Source organism: Pseudochelatococcus lubricantis (assembly GCF_011762225.1).
In the GTDB taxonomy this organism is placed as follows: domain Bacteria; phylum Pseudomonadota; class Alphaproteobacteria; order Rhizobiales; family Beijerinckiaceae; genus Pseudochelatococcus; species Pseudochelatococcus lubricantis.
Map to the genome: position 1 here is coordinate 105,191 of NZ_JAASQI010000009.1, position 18,168 is coordinate 123,358.

The 18,168-nt window shown below is 67.6% G+C and carries 15 protein-coding genes; 7 read left to right on the forward strand and 8 right to left on the reverse strand.

Features of this window, described 5'->3' with window-relative positions:
- Window positions 1-15: 15 nt before the first annotated feature.
- The 3 genes from ftsZ to FHS82_RS17110 all read left to right on the forward strand — a co-directional run bounded on the left by ftsZ (window position 16) and on the right by FHS82_RS17110 (window position 4,178).
- On the forward strand, window positions 16-1,773 hold the full coding sequence (gene ftsZ, locus FHS82_RS17100) for a cell division protein FtsZ (RefSeq protein ID WP_166955099.1): 1,758 nt from the start codon (window positions 16-18) through the stop codon (window positions 1,771-1,773).
- Between the two features lie 411 nt (window positions 1,774-2,184).
- On the forward strand, window positions 2,185-3,135 hold the full coding sequence (gene lpxC / locus FHS82_RS17105; RefSeq protein ID WP_166955102.1) for a UDP-3-O-acyl-N-acetylglucosamine deacetylase: 951 nt from the start codon (window positions 2,185-2,187) through the stop codon (window positions 3,133-3,135).
- Between the two features lie 134 nt (window positions 3,136-3,269).
- Complete coding sequence (locus FHS82_RS17110) at window positions 3,270-4,178, forward strand: outer membrane protein assembly factor BamD (RefSeq protein ID WP_166955104.1); 909 nt, start codon at window positions 3,270-3,272, stop codon at window positions 4,176-4,178.
- Between the two features lie 19 nt (window positions 4,179-4,197).
- On the opposite strand, the gene FHS82_RS17115 is transcribed toward FHS82_RS17110, so the two are convergent.
- The 4 genes from FHS82_RS17115 to FHS82_RS17130 all read right to left on the reverse strand — a co-directional run bounded on the left by FHS82_RS17115 (window position 4,198) and on the right by FHS82_RS17130 (window position 8,655).
- Window positions 4,198-5,532, reverse strand: a complete 1,335-nt coding sequence (locus FHS82_RS17115) for a class I SAM-dependent RNA methyltransferase (protein ID WP_166955106.1) — start codon at window positions 5,530-5,532, stop codon at window positions 4,198-4,200.
- Entirely contained in the window at window positions 5,529-6,257 is a 729-nt protein-coding gene (locus tag FHS82_RS17120; RefSeq protein ID WP_166955108.1) for a TlyA family RNA methyltransferase, read from the reverse strand. Before FHS82_RS17120 ends, FHS82_RS17115 begins: the two co-directional genes overlap by 4 nt.
- Window positions 6,258-6,287: 30 nt before the next feature.
- Window positions 6,288-8,210 (reverse strand): 1-deoxy-D-xylulose-5-phosphate synthase, encoded by a 1,923-nt coding sequence (gene dxs / locus FHS82_RS17125; protein ID WP_246225404.1) that lies wholly within the window; start codon window positions 8,208-8,210, stop codon window positions 6,288-6,290.
- A 181-nt stretch (window positions 8,211-8,391) separates the two neighbouring features.
- The gene (locus tag FHS82_RS17130; RefSeq protein ID WP_166955110.1) at window positions 8,392-8,655 is read right to left on the reverse strand and encodes an exodeoxyribonuclease VII small subunit; all 264 of its coding nucleotides are present in this window, start codon (window positions 8,653-8,655) and stop codon (window positions 8,392-8,394) included.
- Between the two features lie 199 nt (window positions 8,656-8,854).
- On the opposite strand from FHS82_RS17130, the gene FHS82_RS17135 reads away from it, so the two are divergent.
- From FHS82_RS17135 to FHS82_RS17150, 4 genes are all read left to right on the forward strand, one after another.
- On the forward strand, window positions 8,855-9,577 hold the full coding sequence (locus tag FHS82_RS17135) for an SDR family NAD(P)-dependent oxidoreductase (RefSeq protein ID WP_166955247.1): 723 nt from the start codon (window positions 8,855-8,857) through the stop codon (window positions 9,575-9,577).
- Window positions 9,574-10,062 carry a TIGR02301 family protein gene (locus FHS82_RS17140; protein ID WP_343042606.1) on the forward strand — a complete coding sequence of 163 codons (489 nt, stop codon included), beginning with the start codon at window positions 9,574-9,576 and terminating at the stop codon, window positions 10,060-10,062. The genes FHS82_RS17135 and FHS82_RS17140 overlap by 4 nt, the downstream gene beginning before the upstream one ends.
- A 196-nt stretch (window positions 10,063-10,258) precedes the next feature.
- Entirely contained in the window at window positions 10,259-10,699 is a 441-nt protein-coding gene (mscL, locus tag FHS82_RS17145) for a large conductance mechanosensitive channel protein MscL (protein WP_166955112.1), read from the forward strand.
- 242 nt (window positions 10,700-10,941) lie between these two features.
- Window positions 10,942-11,442 carry a hypothetical protein gene (locus FHS82_RS17150; RefSeq protein WP_166955113.1) on the forward strand — a complete coding sequence of 167 codons (501 nt, stop codon included), beginning with the start codon at window positions 10,942-10,944 and terminating at the stop codon, window positions 11,440-11,442.
- Between the two features lie 7 nt (window positions 11,443-11,449).
- On the opposite strand, the gene FHS82_RS17155 is transcribed toward FHS82_RS17150, so the two are convergent.
- The 4 genes from FHS82_RS17155 to FHS82_RS17170 form a co-directional block, all read right to left on the reverse strand.
- Window positions 11,450-13,774 carry a PAS domain-containing sensor histidine kinase gene (locus tag FHS82_RS17155; RefSeq protein ID WP_166955114.1) on the reverse strand — a complete coding sequence of 775 codons (2,325 nt, stop codon included), beginning with the start codon at window positions 13,772-13,774 and terminating at the stop codon, window positions 11,450-11,452.
- Between the two features lie 222 nt (window positions 13,775-13,996).
- Window positions 13,997-15,496, reverse strand: coding sequence for a phosphomannomutase/phosphoglucomutase (locus tag FHS82_RS17160; RefSeq protein ID WP_166955115.1), 1,500 nt, complete (start codon window positions 15,494-15,496; stop codon window positions 13,997-13,999).
- A 261-nt stretch (window positions 15,497-15,757) separates the two neighbouring features.
- A complete protein-coding gene (upp, locus tag FHS82_RS17165; RefSeq protein ID WP_166955116.1) occupies window positions 15,758-16,387 on the reverse strand; it encodes a uracil phosphoribosyltransferase in 630 nt (209 codons plus the stop codon).
- Window positions 16,388-16,435: 48 nt separating this feature from the next.
- Window positions 16,436-18,157, reverse strand: a complete 1,722-nt coding sequence (locus FHS82_RS17170) for an ABC transporter ATP-binding protein (protein ID WP_166955117.1) — start codon at window positions 18,155-18,157, stop codon at window positions 16,436-16,438.
- Window positions 18,158-18,168: the final 11 nt, after the last annotated feature.

Genomic DNA, 18,168 nt, shown 5'->3' on the forward strand with positions numbered 1-18,168 from the left:
GAGAAGAGGCCAAACATGGCGATCAACCTGCAAGCCCCGGATATCCGGGAACTGAAGCCCCACATCACTGTTTTCGGCGTCGGTGGAGCCGGCGGCAATGCAGTGAACAACATGATCGAATCCGGCCTGCAAGGGGTCGAGTTCGTCTGCGCCAACACCGATGCCCAGGCGCTCATGAGTTCCCGTTGCGAGCGCATCATCCAGATGGGCACGCAGGTGACCGAGGGCCTCGGCGCCGGCTCCCAGCCCGACATCGGCCGCGCGGCGGCGGAAGAGGTGATCGACGAGATTCGCGACAACCTCTCCGGCGCGCACATGGTGTTCATCACCGCCGGCATGGGCGGCGGCACCGGCACGGGCGCCGCGCCCGTCATCGCGCAGGCCGCGCGCGACATGGGCATCCTCACGGTCGGCGTGGTCACGAAGCCGTTCCAGTTCGAAGGCGCGCGCCGCATGCGCGTGGCTGACGCGGGCATTCAGGAACTGCAGAAGTCGGTCGATACGCTGATCGTCATCCCGAACCAGAACCTGTTCCGCGTCGCGAACGAAAAGACCACCTTCGCCGACGCTTTCACGCTCGCCGACCAGGTGCTCTACTCGGGCGTCGCTTGCATCACCGACCTGATGGTGAAGGAAGGTCTCATCAACCTCGACTTCGCCGACGTGCGTTCCATCATGCGCGGCATGGGCAAGGCGATGATGGGCACGGGCGAGGCTTCCGGCGAGAAGCGCGCCATCACGGCGGCGGAGGCGGCCATCGCCAACCCGCTGCTCGACGACGTGTCGATGAAGGGCGCGCGCGGCCTGCTGATCTCGATCACCGGCGGCAACGACCTCACCCTCTATGAAGTGGATGAGGCCGCGACCCGCATCCGCGAGGAAGTCGACTCCGACGCCAACATCATCCTGGGCGCGACCTTCGACCCCGCGCTAGAGGGCATCATCCGCGTGTCCGTGGTCGCCACCGGCATCGAGCCCCTCCTTGCCGGCAGCACGCAGGACGTGACCGCCACCGAGCAGCGGATCGCCGAGGTGGCGGAGCGGCTGCGCTCCGAGGCGCGCCTGCGCGCCGTCCAGGGCTCCGGGCAGATCGCGGTTGCGGGCGGCGAGGCGCCGCAGGCAGCGGCTTCCCTCACGGTGCCGCAGGCCGTGCCGGTCGCCGGCATCGCGCCGACGCTCGCTCAGTCTTCCGCGCCGGCGGTGGGCCGTCACGACGTCGTGTTCGAGCCCGCGCAGCCACGCCCGAACATCGTGCCGACCGCCGCCGCGCTCGCGGCTGCGCCCGCGCCGCAGCCGGAAGCGCTGCCGGAGCACTTCCTGCCGCCGCGCGCGGAGCAGACGGTGCGCCCGGCTCGCATGCCGCGTGTCGACGAGCTGCCGCTGCCCGCGCAGAACCAGATCCGCGCCAGCCGCGGCGAAGCGCCGCAGCACGCGCCGCAGAGCCAGCAGGGGCATGATCCGCGCCAGCGCATGTCGCTGCTGCAGCGTCTCGCCTCTGTCGGGCTCGGCCGTCGGGACGAGCCGGCACCGCAGCACGCGCCGCAGGTCCGGAGCCAGCCGCAGGCCGCTCCCCAGGGCGCGCAGCCGCAAGTGCACGCGCAGCCGCAATTGCATGCGCAGCCACATGCGCAGCCCGTCCCTCAGCCTCCTGTGTATCGGCCCGCGCAGCCCGAGCAGCAGGCCGTGCGGCCCTCCGTTCCCGCGCCGCGCAACGCCACCATCGACGACGAGCAGCTTGAAATTCCGGCGTTTCTCCGTCGTCAAGCCAATTGATCAAGTTTACCCGATCACATTTTACAGAACTATCCACAGCGGGGCCGAAAGGCCCCGTTGTCCGTTTTTTTGGCGTTTCATGAAAGAAGGACTTTCCAACGACAGATATGCGGCGCGTCGGGGGCGAAACAGACGCTTGTGTCGCAATTTTGCCGCAATCAAGCTGCCACGGCATCCGTTCCCGGGGAAAGGTTAACGAAGTGTAAACGATTGTTTTGAAAGCATATTATGTGTCTGAAGGGCTTGTAACAGACGGTAAGAAAGCGTGATTTGGCGTCAGTGGACGAGGGTGTTTATGTAAGCCCGCAACGTGAGTCGACAGCCTCGAATCGAGTGCTCCCTCACACGGCACGCCGACCGGGACCGGGGTTCGGCGCCGCCTATCTGGTACCCCGGTCCGGGACGCATTCGATGAAGGCCAGCAGGCAAACGACGCTTCGTAAAGCCGTAACGCTCACCGGGACCGGTGTTCATTCTGGCAAGCCTGCGAGACTTGTGCTGCATCCCGCCGACGCCCACCACGGCGTTGTTTTTTTAAGGACCGGCCTGTCGAATGGCCGTGAACGCCTGATCAACGCGCGCTACGCCAACGTCAGCACCACGGAACTCTGCACCGTGCTGGGCGAGGCCGACACGGGCTCCGTCGCTACCATCGAACACCTCATGGCGGCCCTTTCAGGGCTTGGCATCGATAACGTGCTGGCCGAGATCGACGGGCCGGAGATGCCGATTCTCGACGGCAGCGCCGGCTGCTTCGTCGACGCGATCGTCTCCGCCGGCATCGTGCGTCAGGAGGCGTCGCGCCGCTACCTGAAGATCCTGCGTCCGGTACGGATCAACCACGGGCGCGGCTACTCCGAGCTTCGTCCCGCTGACCGCGGCTTCCGTCTCGATGTCGAGATCGATTTCGATTCGGCGGTGATCGGGCGCCAGCGCAAGGTGGTGGATCTGGACGCCGCCGTGTTCCGCAACGAGATTTGCCGCGCGCGCACCTTCGGCTTCATGCGCGATGTCGAGAAGCTGCGCGGCATGGGGCTGGCACTCGGCTCGTCGCTCGACAACTCGATCGCTATCGCTGACGATGGTATCGTCAATCCCGAGGGGCTGCGCTACGGCGACGAGTTCGTGCGCCACAAGCTGCTCGACGCCGTCGGCGATCTGGCGCTGGCGGGCTTCGCGCTGCAGGGCGAATACCGCTCCTACTGCGCTGGCCACCGCATGAATGTCGCGGTGCTGGACGCGCTGTTCAGCGACCGGGCGAATTACGCCATCATCGACTCGCTCGCCCCGCGCCGCGAATACGGCTACGCGGAAGTCGCCGCGGGCGCGGCCGCTCCGGCCTACGCGCCTGATCTGACCTGATTTTTCCGATGTCTTGTGTGCGGATTTGACTGCGGGCGAAACAGAGTGCTTGGCGGATGAGGTCTGTTTGGGGTAAACACCCCGGGGTTGGGGGTGTCATGTGTCCCTCGCGCCATCTGGAGGATTGACGAGGGATGCGTTTCTCGCACTTGCCTTTTTCCGACAACGTGGTTTCCGGCGGGCGTCCGGTCCTGCGCGTCGCGGGCCGTCTCGCAGCGGCCGGTGTGATCCTTCTTGCCGTCGCGGCCTGCGACTCGGTGAAGTCGCTTAATCCGTTCTCCAAGCCGGAAGTCTACAAGCCCGAGATCGTTCCGGTGAAGCCGGCGGAAGAGCTTTACAACGACGGCCTCGCGAGGTCGGCGAAGGGCGATTTCGAGGGCGCCTACAAGGCGTTCGACACCATCAACCGGCAGAATCCCGGCACGACCTGGGCGCAGAAGTCGCTGATCATGCAGACCTACGTCGCCTACGAGGGCGGCCGGTATGACGACGCGGCCAACAGCGGGATACGCTATACGACGCTCTATCCCAATTCCGAGGACGCCGCCTACGCGCAGTATCTGCTGGCGATGTCCTACTACAAGCAGGTGCCGGACGTCACCCGCGACCAGGCGTCCACACAGCGCGCCGTGCAGGCGTTCGAGACGCTGATCGAGCGCTATCCGCGTTCCGAATATGTGAAGGACGGCAAGTTCAACCTTCAGGTGGTGCGCGACCAGCTCGCCGGCCACGAGATGGAGGTGGGCCGCTTCTATCTGGGCAAGCGCAACTACACGGCCGCCATCAACCGCTTCCGTGAGGTTGTGGCGCGCTACCAGACGACACGCTCGGTCGAGGAGGCGCTGATGCGCCTGACAGAGGCCTACGTCGCCCTCGGCATCGTCAGCGAGGCCCAGACGGCGGCAGCGGTGCTCGGCCACAACTTCCCGGAAAGCCCGTGGTACAAGGACGCCTACGCGCTGCTCGCCAGCAAGGGCCTTGAACCGCGCGAGGACACGGGCTCGTGGATCAGCAAGCTCTTCAGCGGCGGCCAGTTCAGGTAACGGCCGCCGGGCCGCGCCGTCACCGGCGCCTCGCCTTGCCGGTCCGCACGAACACGCCCACCATCTCGACATGGGGCGAGTGGCGGAACTGGTCGACCGGCGTGATGCGCGCGGCGGCATAGCCGCCATCGGTCAGGATTTTCGCATCGCGGGCGAAGGTGCCGGCGTCGCATGAAACGGCGACGACGAGCGGCACCTGGCTCTTGGCGATCTCGCGCGCTTGCGCTTCCGCCCCTGCCCGGGGCGGATCGAAGACGACGGCGTCGTAGCGGTTCAGTTCAAGCGGCAGCAGAGGGCGGCGGAACAGGTCGCGCGCCTCCGTGGTGATGCGGCGCAAGCCGGGCGTGGCGCGGAAGGCGCGGTCCAGCGCGGCCAACGCGGCGGCGGCGCTTTCCACAGCATGCACCTCGGCGCGTTCCGCCAGGCGCAGCGCGAACGGCCCGCAGCCGGCGAAGAGGTCGGCGGCGCGCTTGATGCGCCCGGGCGCGCTGTCGCAGGCTTCCGTCACCAGCCGCGCCAGTGTTTCCTCGCCCAGCGCCGTTGCCTGAAGGAAGCCGCCCGCCGGCGGCGTCACCAGCCCGCGCCCCATTGCGATGCCTGGCGGCCGGCGCTCGACGACGAGATCGCCGTGGATCGACAGGCGGGCGAGATCGAGCCGCTCGGCCGCGCCCGTCAGCACGCGCCGCTCCACCTCGCCGGCAGGGCCGTGGCCGCGCACATCGATGTCGAGGCCGGAGGTCGTGGCGGTGATCTGAATATCGAGCGGCTTGCCTTTCGGCAGCAGCAGCCTGGCGAGATCGAGGGCGACCGCCGGCGCGCGCGCCAGCGCGGGGTCGAGCACCGGGCAGTGCGCGACGGGCACGAGATCGTGGCTGCGCGCGGCCATGAAGCCGACGGCGTCGTCGACACCGTCCGCGTCCTGCCTGCGCCGACCGTGGAACGTCACCCGCCGGCGGCCTGTGCCGTGCGCATCCACGAGCGGTTCGACGGGTGTGTCGATGCCGGCGCGCGCCAGCGCGGTGACGACGCTGTCGCGTTTCCAGGCGCCATAGGTAGCCTCCGACATATGTTGTGTCACGCAGCCGCCGCAGCGCGTGAACAGCACGCATTCGGGCGCGCGCCGGTCAGGCGCGGCGTGCTCGACGGCGATCAGGGCGGCGCGCGCGTCCGCGCGGCCCATCGAGGAGCGCGCGGCGCGTCCGGTCGAGGGGTCAGGCGCGGGCAGGCTGACGCGCACCGTCTCGCCGGGCAGCGCATAGGGCACGTAGACGGGACCGGCAGGCGTGTCGGCAATGCCGTCCCCGCGCGCTCCGAGGCGGGCTATCGTCAGCGTCAGTGTGGCGTCCAGCGTCATGACAGGCGGGCTCCGATCAGATATTCGCGGTTGCCGTCGCCGCCCTCGATGGGGGAGGGGATGAGGCCGCTCACGGTGAAGCCGAGCCCGGCGACGTGGGCGCGGATGTCCTCGCATACGCGCGTCCGCACCGCCTCGTCGCGCACGATGCCCTTGCTGAGATGCGCGCGACCGGCCTCGAACTGCGGCTTGATCAGCGCCGCGAGCGCCGCGCCGGGTTTCAGCAGCGGCACCGCCGCCGGCAGCACGAGCTTCAGCGAGATGAAGCTGACGTCGACGCTCAGCATATCGAACGGGCCGATGCCGCGCCCGGCGAGCGCGCGGGCGTCGGTGCCCTCCAGCGCGGTGACGCGCGGGTCGCCCGCGACGAGCGGATGCAACTGTCCGTGGCCGACATCGACCGCGTGCACATGCGCCGCGCCGCGCGCCAGCAGCACCTGCGTGAAGCCGCCGGTGGAGGCGCCGAGGTCGAGCGCCGCGGCCCCCGTGACGTCGAAGCCGAAGGCGTCGAGAGCAGCAGCGAGCTTCAGACCGCCGCGCGACACCCAGGGATGAGGTGCCTGCGCCACGATGCCGGCGTCTGCGGGGATGGTCTGCGAGGGTTTGCGCAGCACGGCGCCGTCGACGCTGACGCCGCCCGCCTCGATGGCGGCGCGCGCCTGCGCGCGGCTGTCAAAAAAGCCGCGCTCGACCAGCACGACATCCGCCCTGCGCCTTTCCGACATCCGGACCCTATCCGTTTCCGCGTCCCGGGATCACGCCCTGAGCGCCGGCACGTCCGCGATCGCGGAGGCGTTGCCCAGCGCCGCGAACACCGTGGCGACGATGCCGGCCGCGTCCAGCCCGGCGGCGGCGTACATACACTCCGGCTTGTCGTGCTCGATGAACGTGTCGGGCAGCGTCATGGTGCGCACCTTGAGGCCCTGGTCGAGCAGGCCCTCCTGCGCGAGCGCGTGCAGCACGAAGGCGCCGAAGCCACCCTGCGATCCTTCCTCGACGGTGATCAGGCACTCGTGCTCGCGCGCCAGGCGGCGCAGCAGGTCGAGGTCGAGCGGCCGGGCGAAGCGCGCATCGGCGACGGTGGTGGAAAGGCCGCGCGCCTCCAGCTGCTCGGCGGCAGCGAGCGCCTCGGCAAGGCGCGTGCCCAGCGACAGCAGCGCCACGCGGTTGCCCTCGCGCACGATGCGGCCCTTGCCGATGGGCAGCACCTCGCCCCGTTCGGGCAGCTCCAAGCCCACGCCCTCGCCACGCGGGTAGCGCAGCGCAATGGGACCGGCGTCGTGGGCGGCGGCGGTCGCCACCATATGCACGAGTTCCGCCTCGTCGCTCGCCGCCATCAGCACCATGTTGGGCAGACAGCCGAGATAGGCGATGTCGAACGAGCCCGCGTGCGTCGGCCCGTCGGCCCCCACCAGCCCGGCGCGGTCGATGGCGAAGCGCACTGGCAGGTTCTGGATCGCCACGTCGTGGACGATCTGGTCGTAGGCGCGCTGCAGGAACGTCGAGTAGATGGCACAGAACGGTCTGTAGCCTTCCGCCGCCAGCCCGGCCGCGAAGGTCACGGCGTGCTGCTCGGCGATGCCGACGTCGTAGGTGCGCTTGGGGAACGCCTGCCCGAAGAGGTCTAGGCCGGTGCCGGACGGCATGGCGGCCGTGACGGCGACGATCTTCTCGTCGCGCTCCGCCTCGCGGATCAGGCTGTCGGCGAACACCCGCGTATAGGTGGGGGCGTTGGCCTTGGGCTTGGCCTGCGCGCCGGTGACGACGTCGAACGTGTTCACACCGTGGTATTTGTCGGCCGCGGCCTCGGCGGGAGCATAGCCTTTGCCCTTCTGCGTCACCACGTGGACGAGGATCGGCCCGTCCTCGGCGGCGCGGGCGTTGCGCAGCACGGGCAGCAGGTGGTCGAGGTTGTGGCCGTCTACCGGGCCGACATAATAGAACCCCAGCTCCTCGAACAGGGTGCCGCCGGTCCAGAAGCCGCGGGCATATTCCTCGGCGCGTTGCGCCTTCTCGTAGAAGAAGCGCGGCAGGCGGCTCACGATCTGCTTGCCGGTTTCGCGCAGCGAACGGTAGGTGCCGCTGGAGACGATGCGCGCCAGATGCGCGGAGAGCGCGCCCACGGGCGGGGCGATCGACATGTCGTTGTCGTTGAGGATGACGATGAGCCGCGCCCCGAGCGCGCCGGCGTTGTTCATGGCCTCGTAGGCCATGCCGGCCGACATGGCGCCGTCGCCGATCACGCAGACCACGTGGTTGCCGCCGTTCGAAAGGTCGCGCGCGGCGGCCATGCCGAGCCCCGCCGAGATGGAGGTGGAGGAATGGCCGGCGCCGAATGGATCGTAGGGGCTTTCCGCCCGCCTGGTGAAGCCCGAGAGGCCGCCGCTCTTGCGCAGCGTGCGGATGCGGTCGCGCCGCCCGGTGAGGATTTTGTGCGGATAGGCCTGGTGGCCCACGTCCCAGATCAGCCGGTCGTCCGGCGTGTCGAAGACGTAGTGCAGCGCTGCCGTGAGTTCCACAACGCCGAGCCCCGCGCCGAGATGCCCGCCGGTGACGGACACGGCGTCGATCACCTCCGCGCGCAACTCGTCGACGAGCTGCGGAAGCGCGGCCTCCGGGAGGCGGCGCAGGTCGGCGGGCGTCAGGATGGTATCGAGGAGCGGGGTGGATATGGGCAACGTCAGAAAACCTCCGGAAACCTCTCGGGTCCCGTCATGTCATGGATCGCGAAACGGCCGCGCCACGGTGTGCGCGGCCTTCTCGCGCAAGATAACAGGGAATAGGCGTTTGGCGAGATTTCGTCAAATTCCCCGTGATCCCGGGTGTTCCGCCGCGCAAGGATGCAACCGGCGGGCACGATCAGGCTTCGACGTCGAGCGGTTCCGTGGCGACGGTGCCATTGCCCGCCTGCGAGATCTTCTCGATCCGGGCCTCGGCGGTTTTCAGCAGCGCGTCGCAATGTTTCTTCAGCAGCTCGCCGCGCTCGAAAATGGCGATGGATTCTTCAAGCGGCACGTCGCCGCGCTCAAGGCGCGACACGATCTGTTCAAGCTCGGCCAGTGCCTTTTCGAAAGGCAGGCCGTCGATGTCCGCGAGGGCGGAGGAGGGGATTTTCTCGCTCATGGCCGCAGTTATCGCGCCTGCGCGACGCGAATACAAGTGTTCTGTGGCCGTCAGCTGCGCGGGAAGATCGCCCGTGCGCATGATATCGGCGCATTCGCGCGGTGGCAGTGGACCGCGGCGCGATCCGGGCGTAGTGTGTCGCATATACCTCAGACGAGAATCCGCCGTGACCAGAACCACGAATGCCCGACGTCGCATCATGCTGCTCACCGGCGCCAGCCGGGGGATCGGCCATGCCACGGTCAAACGCTTTTCCGCCGCGGGCTGGCGCGTAATCACCAGCTCCCGCCACGCCTTTCCCGAGCAATGTCCGTGGGAGATGGGGCCGGAAGACCATATCCAGGTCGATCTCGCCGATACCGGCTCCACCCTCGCCGCCATCGATGAGATGAAGCGCCGCCTCGCTGAAGAGGGCGGGGTGCTGGACGCGCTCGTCAACAACGCCGGCATCTCTCCCAAAGGCGGGAGCGGCGGCCGGCTGAACACGCTCGACACCCCCATCGAGGACTGGCACCGCGTGTTTCAGGTGAATTTCTTCGCCTCCGTCATGCTGGCGCGCGGTCTCGTCGAGGAACTGTCGCGGGCGAGCGGCTCGGTCGTCAACGTCACCTCCATCGCCGGTTCGCGCGTCCATCCCTACGCGGGTGCGGCCTATGCGACGTCGAAGGCTGCGCTCGCGGCCCTCACGCGCGAGATGGCGGCGGATTTCGGGCCGCTGGGCGTGCGCGTCAACGCCATTTCGCCCGGTGAGATCGACACGTCGATCCTTTCTCCCGGCACGGCGCGCATGGCGGAAGCGTTTCCGCTGCGCCGCCTTGGCACGCCCGATGAGGTAGCGAAGGCGATCTACTTCCTGTGCACCGAGGCGTCGTCCTACGTGACGGGTGCGGAGCTGCACATCAACGGCGGGCAGCACGTGTGAGCGCGCGGGGCGCCCGCCGCCGTTTCCCGCGGCTTCTCGCCGTCTGCCTGCTGGCGGCGGCATCCGCCCATGTGAGTTCCGCCGCGCGCGCTCAGCGTGCGCCGCTGCCGCCCGTGCGCGAGGCGCCGCCGGCGGAAAGCGCGCCGGTGCAGGAGCCGGAGGCGGAGACCATTCGCACGCCGCCGCCCGGCTATGAAAACAACCTGGTGCGCCTTTCGGAAGTCATGGGCGCCCTGTCGTTCCTGCGCGCGCTGTGCGGCGCGCCGGATGCGCCGGAATGGCACGGGCGCATGGCGGCGCTGATCGACAGCGAATCGCGGGATGCGGAGACGCGCGCGCGGCTCGCGGGCGCCTTCAACCAGGGTTACCGGGGGTTCTCCGTCACCTACCGCATCTGCACGGATGCGGCGCAGGTATCGGTCGCGCGCTATCTCGCGGAGGGCGAGCGCCTCAGCCGCGCCATCGCCGCCCGCTTTGGTGGTTGAGGGGGCGATGTTCTGCTACCAAAAACGCCCGCAATGCAGTATTGGCGTCCCGGGAACTTGACCCCAGAGCGCTTGCCGATCAGATGGAATCATCTGATCAATCAGAATTCACTCAAAATAAGGAACCTAGAATCTGTCCTGTTTCAACATAAACAGGACAGATTCTAAAAACCTCCGGGCCTGAGGAACTGAACTGATGCTGAAGGAATTTCGGGAATTCGCCCTGCGGGGCAACGTGGTGGATCTCGCCATCGGCGTGATCATCGGCGCCTCGTTCAGCCGGATCGTTGAATCGATCGTCGGCGACATTTTCATGCCCCTGATCGCCTGGATCACGCGCGGCGGCGTCGACTTCTCCAACTACTTCCTGCCGCTCTCCGGCGAGGTGACGTCCACGTCCCTCGACGCCGCGCGCTCGCAGGGCGCGGTGCTCGCCTACGGCAGCTTCATCACCGCCGCCATCAACTTCATCATCGTCGCGTGGGTGCTGTTCCTCGTGGTCAAGGGCATCAACGAGCTGAAGCGCCAGGCGGAGCGGAACAAGCCGCCGGCGCCGGCGCCCGAGGAGCCCGCCGACGTCAAGCTGCTCACGCAGATCCGCGATCTGCTGGCCGACCGTCCGCGCCCGCAGGCGTGACGCCCGCATGGAGCTTCAGACCGGAAAACGGGTGCCGTTTTCCGGATGAATCCGATACGTCGACAAGAAGACAGGACGGCGAACGGGCTTCCAGGCGGATGTTCGTCGTTCAGGATGCATGACATCTGTCATTGCGCCTTATTGATGACGGTATTATCTGCCAGATAATAGAGTTCGCGCTGCCGCCCGAACGCCGGTTCCGGCGGCGGCCTGCTGTCGTACGTGGCTATGAGGGTATTGCCGTGAGGATTGTCGCTGTTCTGGCGTTCACGTTGCTGGCAGGGGCGGCACACGCCGCCGGGGGAGGCGCCGCAGCCACCGGCTCGGCCAATGCCGCCGCCGTTGCCGGGCCCGAGATGTTCTCGCCGGAATGGCGGGACGAGAAAGTGCGCGACCGTGAGGCGAACCTGCGCGCCCTCGACGAGGAGCAGCGCCGTTTCGACCGCTGGGAGCGCAGCGCCAAGCAGGCGGTTGGCGGCATCTGCGCCGACTGCCTCAACGGATCGGGCGGGCGCACCGTCACCATCCCGGGCGATGCGATTCCGAACTATGGCGCGGCCGGGGACAGCGCCGGTTTCGATGAGATGAGCGCGTTCTACACCTCGCCCGCGTCGCCGCAGGTTCCCGTTGCAACCCGCGTGCCGTCTGCGCCGGCTGTAATGCCCGCGCCCGCCGTCGTGTCGTCACCGGTTGCGGCGCGCTCCGCCGGGCCTCTCGACATCCGCACGCCGGCCGGCCGCTGATTCGGTATCAGGCTGCCTGCCGGCTCTGGATTTCGGCGGGCAGGCTGACCATCACGACGGTGCCGTTGCCGACGCTGGAGCGGATGCGCAGCGCGCCGCCGTGCAGTTCCGCGAGCGAGCGGGCGATGGCGAGGCCCAGTCCCGATCCCTTGTAGCTGCGGGCGAATTCCGTCTCCACCTGCTCGAACGGCCGGCCGAGCTTCTTCAGCGCCTCGGCCGGAATGCCGATGCCCGTATCCTCCACATAGAGATGGATGTTCGGACCGGACACGCGCGCCCGCAGCGTCACGCGGCCGCCCTCGGGCGTGAATTTGACGGCGTTGCGCAGGATATGGCCAAGGATTTGCTCCACGGCGCGCGGGTCGGCGCTGATGGCGGTTTCGGGCAGTGTTTCCACGGCGAGCGCGAGGCCCTTCAGTTCCGCGTCGCGAGTCACGGCCCGGGCGGCCTCGCGCATCACGGTGTCGACGGCGAGCGATTCGCACGCCAGCCTGATACGCCCTGCCTCGATGCGGGACATGTCCAGAATGTCGCTGATGACGTCGAGCAGATACTTGCCGCTCTGGCGGATGTCCCGGCAGTATTCGTGGTATTTCTCGTTGCCGAGTTCGCCGAAGATGCCGCTTTCCATCACTTCCGAGAAGCCGATGATGGCGTTGAGCGGCGTGCGCAGCTCGTGGCTCATGTTGGCGAGGAACTCCGCCTTGGCGCGGTTGGCGGATTCGGCTTCCGCCTTCTGCTCCAGATAGCGTTCGGCGAGATCGGCGAGCTGGCGTGCCTGCGACTCCAGCTTCTGGCGGGAGCGCTTGAGATCGGCCACGGTGGCGATAAGCCGCCGTTCCGATTCCATCAGCTTTTCCTCGTGGTTCTTCAGCGCTGTGATGTCTGTGCCGACGGAGACGTAGCCGCCGTCGCGCGTGCGCCGCTCGTTGATCTGCAGCCAGCGCCCGTCCGCCAGCTGCGCCTCGAAGGTGCGCGCGCCGGTTTCACGGGCGTGTCCGGGCTTCGCCTGCCCCATCAATTCCGTGCGCACGGGGGGCAGGGTGCCGAGGCTCATAAGCTCGTCATAGGCCATGCCCGGCACCACGCTTTCGGGCGCCAGCCCGTGCAGGCGCTGGAACTTCGAGTTGCAGGTGACGAGACGGTTGTTCGCGTCCCACAGCACGAAGGCTTCCGAGATGGTCTCCACCGCTTCGCGCAGCCGCATGTCGGCCGTGGCGGTGCGCTCGGCCAGGCGGCGCTGCTCGGTGATGTCGACGGCGATGCCGACAAGATGCGGCCCGTCGCCGCCCTCGTCGTCGATGAGCTGCGCGCGGGCCTTGATCCACACCCACTGGCCGTCCGCGTTGAGGATGCGGAACTCGTGGTCGATGGCGGAAGCACGGTTGCTCGCCACCATGTCGGCCATGGCGTAGAGATCGGCGTCGTCCGGATGCACCAGACGGTTCATCTCGCCGAACGACATGAACTCGTCGTGGCGGCGATAGCCGAGGATGTCGTACATCGAGTCCGACCAGTAGAGCCGCCCGCGCGCGATGTCCCAATCCCACAGGCCGCAGCGGCCGCGGTCGAGGGCGGCGTCCACGCGCTCGCGCACCTTTTCGCACACCTCGTCCGCCGCCCGCGCGCGCCCCGCTTGCATAAAATAGGCCAGCGCCAGCGCCACCAGCACGAAGGCGCAGGCCGCGAGCAGTGTCGTCTGCCCCGTCAGGCCAGCGCGCCAACCCGCCAGCGCCCGGTTTTCCGGCTGGATGACGGCAACCTGCCCGCCGCCGGGCAGGTTGCGCACCGTCGCGAGTGCGGCCTCGCCGGAGGCGAGCTGGATGCGCAGCACGCCGGCCCGGTCGGCGAAAGTGGTGAGAGGCTGCGCGCCGCCGAGGATATCCGCGAGTTTCGCGCCGACCGCCGCCGCTGGACGCGCGGCGCTGACGCGGCCGGTGGCGTCGGCGACCGCGACCAGCCGTCCGTCCGTGACGGCCTGCGCGGGAATGGTGCGCTCCAGAACCGCCCGCGCCAACGCCGGCAGCGACACCTCGTCGTCCCCGGCGGCGGAGGCGGCGAGCTTCTGGCCGATTTCGCTTGTGGCGAGCGCGGCAACGAGGTCGATTTCGGTAATGGCGTCGTTCAGGGTTTCGTTGCGGCTGTCGATGCCCTGCAGCACCGCGCCGGCGATCAGCGATGTGAGAAACACAAACAGCAGCGTCGGCACCATGAGCCTCAGCCACGGTTCCATCATAGCCAGTTGGCGGTATCCGGGATTGGCGATCGATCGCGTAATTCCCAGAATCGTGCCCGCGCGTGCGGGCACGCCCGCCGCTTGCGCGCGCGCCATGCAACGCCCCCTTCGGAGTCCCAAACGTCTGATCGGTAAGACGTGCCGCATCTTTCCGAATCGACTCCATCTGAATCCCAAATCGCTGATTTGTCCAGATGGTTTATGAAGTATTGACAGGGATAGATGCGCGAACTGTTGCCCTGATGGAAAAGGCGCGGGAGTTGCCTCCCGCGCCTGCATGTCCGATTATTCAGTAAAATCAGAAGGTTCCAGAAAAAATCAGAAGGTCTGATTGTATGCGCCGACTTCCGGGTTCTCCCGCAGGATGTCGTCGACCGCCTTGAACATCTCGCGCGTGCGCGCCTCGGAGATGGGGCTTTCGATCACCACGACGAGTTCCGGCTTGTTGGAGGAGGCGCGCACCAGCCCCCACGTCCCGTCCTCTGCAACGACGCGCACGCCGTTCACGGTGACGAGATCGTGGATCGCCTGCCCGCCGACCTTGCCGCCTTCGGCCTTCAGCGTCTCGAAGCGTTTCACCACGCGCGCGACGACGTCATACTTCACCTCGTCCGCGCAATGGGGCGACATGGTCGGCGTGCCCCAGGTGCGCGGCAGGGCGCGGTAGAGGTCGGCCATCGACTTGTCCGGGTTGCGGTCGAGCATGTCGCAGACCGCGAGCGCTGTGACGAGGCCGTCGTCGTAGCCGTGGCCGATGGGAGCATTGAAGAAGAAGTGGCCCGATTTCTCGAAGCCCGCGAGCGCGTTGAGTTCCTTCACCCGGCGCTTGATGTAGCTGTGCCCGGTCTTCCAGTAGTCCGCCTTCACACCGTTCTGCTGCAGCACCGGATCGGTGACGAAGAGGCCGGTCGACTTCACGTCCACCACGAAAGTGGAGCCGGGATGAAGCGCGGAGAGATCGCGCGCCAGCATCACGCCGATCTTGTCGGCGAAGATTTCCGCGCCCTCGTTGTCGACGACGCCGCAGCGGTCGCCGTCGCCGTCGAAGCCGAGCCCGACGTCCGCGCCCGATTCACGCACCGCGTCGGCGATGGCGTGCAGCATCTTCATGTCTTCGGGGTTGGGATTGTAGCGCGGGAAAGTGTGGTCCAGCGTCGTGTCGAGCGGCACCACTTCCGCGCCGATGCCCTCCAGCACCTGCGGGGCGAAGGCGCCGGCCGTGCCATTGCCGCAGGCGGCGATGACCTTGAGCTTGCGCTTCAGCTTCGGCCGGTTGATCAGGTCGTCGATATAGCGCTGCGCGAAGCCCTCGACGAATTCGTATTCGCCGCCCGGGCGCGCCTGCGAGGTGCCGTTCAGCACGATCTCCCTGAGGCGCGACATTTCATCCGGGCCGAAGGTGAGGGGGCGGGCCGCGCCCATCTTCACGCCGGTCCAGCCGTTGTCGTTGTGCGAGGCAGTGACCATCGCCACCGCCGGCACGTCGAGCGCGAACTGCGCGAAATAGGCCATGGGAGAAAGCGCGAGGCCGATGTCCTTCACCTTGACGCCCGCCGCCAGCAAGCCGGTGATCAGCGCATACTTGATCGACGCCGAATAGCCGCGGAAGTCATGGCCGGTGACGATCTCCGGCTTCACGCCGAATTCGTGCAGCAGGTGGCCGAGGCCGAGCCCCAGCGCCTGCACGCCCATCAGGTTGATCTCCTTCTCGAACAACCAGCGCGCATCGTATTCGCGAAAGCCCGTGGGCTTCACCATCGGCAACGATTCGTATTCGTAGGTGTTGGGGGTGAGCAGGGGGAGGGGCTTCGGAAACATGGTGTTCCTTACAGGCTCATGGCTGCTGTGGCGCGTTCGGGAAAAGTGGATAGCGCTTTTTCCGTGCGGCGGTCAAATAAGAAACCCGGATCACTTGAGCGTTTCGACGAATAGCAAAATCGCTCCACCGGGAGGTTGCGCGGCGACCGTGCAACGGCACGTGCCTATACAACAAAGAATACCAGTATCATGACGGATGTTTGGCAGTTTGCCCGCCTTTACGACAAATAGTTAACGTCACCGTTCCTCCGGGGTGCCGGCTCAGCGCGTGCCGTACATGCGGTCTCCCGCGTCGCCGAGGCCGGGCACGATGTAGCTGTGCTCGTTCAGGCCTTCGTCAATGGCGGCCGTCCAGATGCGCACTTCCGGGTGCGCCGCCTGCAGCCGGTGGATGCCCTCCGGCGCGGCGAGCAGGCACACGAAGCGCAGGTCGCGCGCGCCGCGCTGCTTCAGCAGGTCGATGGCGGCGATGGCTGAATTCGCGGTGGCGAGCATCGGGTCGATAACGATGACGAGCCGCTCCGCCACATCCGCGGGCGCCTTGAAATAGTATTCAACCGCCTGCAGCGTCTCCGGATCGCGGTAGAGGCCGATGTGCGCGACGCGCGCGGAGGGCACCAGGTCGAGCATGGCATCGAGAAAGCCCGCGCCCGCCCGCAGGATAGGCGCGAAGACGAGCTTCTTGCCCGCGAGCACCGGCGCGCGCATCGTGGCGATGGGCGTCTGCACCTCGATCAGCTCGGTCGGCAGGTCGCGCGTCACCTCGTAGCACAGCAGCATGCCGATCTCGTTCAGCAACTGCCGGAAGCCCTTGGTGGAGCGCGTCCTGTCGCGCATCAGCGTGAGCTTGTGCCGCACCAGCGGATGATCGACGACCGTGACGCCTTCCATGATGCTCCCCTCTGATCTGCGGCCTTGCGGCGTCCCCCTTCGCCCGCCTCAGGAGGCCACGCCCGCGTTTTCCCGCGCCGATGACGCGAAAGCGGCCGCGAACAGCGTGCGCGTATACTCCGTCTGCGGATCGGCGAACAGCGGGCCGGCCGGCCCCTGTTCCACCACCCGGCCATTCTGCATCACGATCACGGTGTTGGATAGCGCCCGCACCACCTTGAGGTCGTGGCTGATGAACAGGTAGGCGAGCCTGCGCGTGCGCTGCAGCTCGCGCAGCAGGTCGACGATCTGGGCCTGTACCGACATGTCGAGCGCCGAGGTGGGTTCGTCCAGCACGATGAAGCGCGGCTCCAGCACCATGGCGCGCGCGATGGCGATGCGCTGGCGCTGGCCGCCGGAAAACTCGTGCGGATAGCGATCCATGGCCGCGGGATCGAGCCCGACATCGGCGAGCGCCCGCGCCACCCGGGCGCGCCGTTCCGCCTGCGACAGGTGGCCTTGCTGCACGCGAAGGCCGGAGTCGATCCGGTCCTCGCTCCGCGCTTCTTTTTCCCGGGCGAGTTCTGATCGGCCGAGTGATTCCACGCGGCCGGAAAGCGCTCCGAGCCCCTCGGCCACGATCTCGGCCACGGAAAGGCGCGGCGACAACGAGCCGTAGGGGTCCTGGAACACGATCTGCATGGAGCGTCGCAGCGGCTTCACCGCCTTGCGCTTCAGCCCGTCGATGCGCTGGCCGAGAAAGGCGATCGGCCCTTCCGAGCGGATCAGCCGCAAAAGCGCGAGGCCGAGCGTCGTCTTGCCCGATCCCGATTCGCCGACGATGCCTACCGTTTCGCCCTCACGCACGGTCAGCGACACGCCGTCGACCGCCTTCACGTAGCCCACCGTCCGGCGGAAGAAGCCGCGCCGGATCGGGAACCATACCTTGATGGGGCCGGCTTCCACCACCACCGGCGCGTTGTCCGCCACCGGCTGGGGGGCGCCCTTCGGCTCTGCGGCCAGCAGCTTGCGCGTATAGGCATGCTGCGGTGCGTCGAACACCTGCGCCACCGGCCCGGTCTCGACGATCTCGCCGCCGGTCATCACGCAGACCCGATCGGCGATGCGGCGCACGATGCCCAGATCGTGGGTGATGAACAGCAGCGACATGTTGAGCCGCGCCTTGAGCTGTGCCAGCAGGTCGAGAATCTGCGCCTGCACGGTCACGTCGAGCGCCGTGGTGGGCTCGTCGGCGATCAGCAGATCCGGCTCGTTGGCGAGCGCCATGGCGATCATCACGCGCTGGCGCTGCCCGCCGGAGAGCTGGTGCGGATAGGCGTCGAGCCGGCTTTCCGCGTCGCGGATGCCGACGAGTTCCAGCAGTTCCAGCGTGCGCCGGCGCGCGGCCTCGCCCGTGATGCCCTTGTGCAGCGCGAGAATCTCCCCGATCTGGCGCGAGATCACGTGCAGCGGGTTCAGCGAGGTCATCGGCTCCTGAAACACCATGGTGATGTCGTTGCCGCGCACCTTGCGCAGGTCGTCCTCCGTGGCGCGCAGCAGGTCGCGGCCCTTGAACAGCACCTCGCCGGACGGATGGTACGCCGCCGGATAGTTCAGCAGCCGCAGCACGGACAGTGCCGTCACCGACTTGCCGGAGCCGGATTCGCCGACGAGCGCCAGCGTCTCGCCCGCCGCGAGATCGAAGGAAACGCCCCTGACGGCCTTTATCTCGCGCCCGTCCTGGCGGAAGTTGACGGCGAGATTCCTGACGGAGAGCAGCGGCGCACTCATGCTTGTCTCCT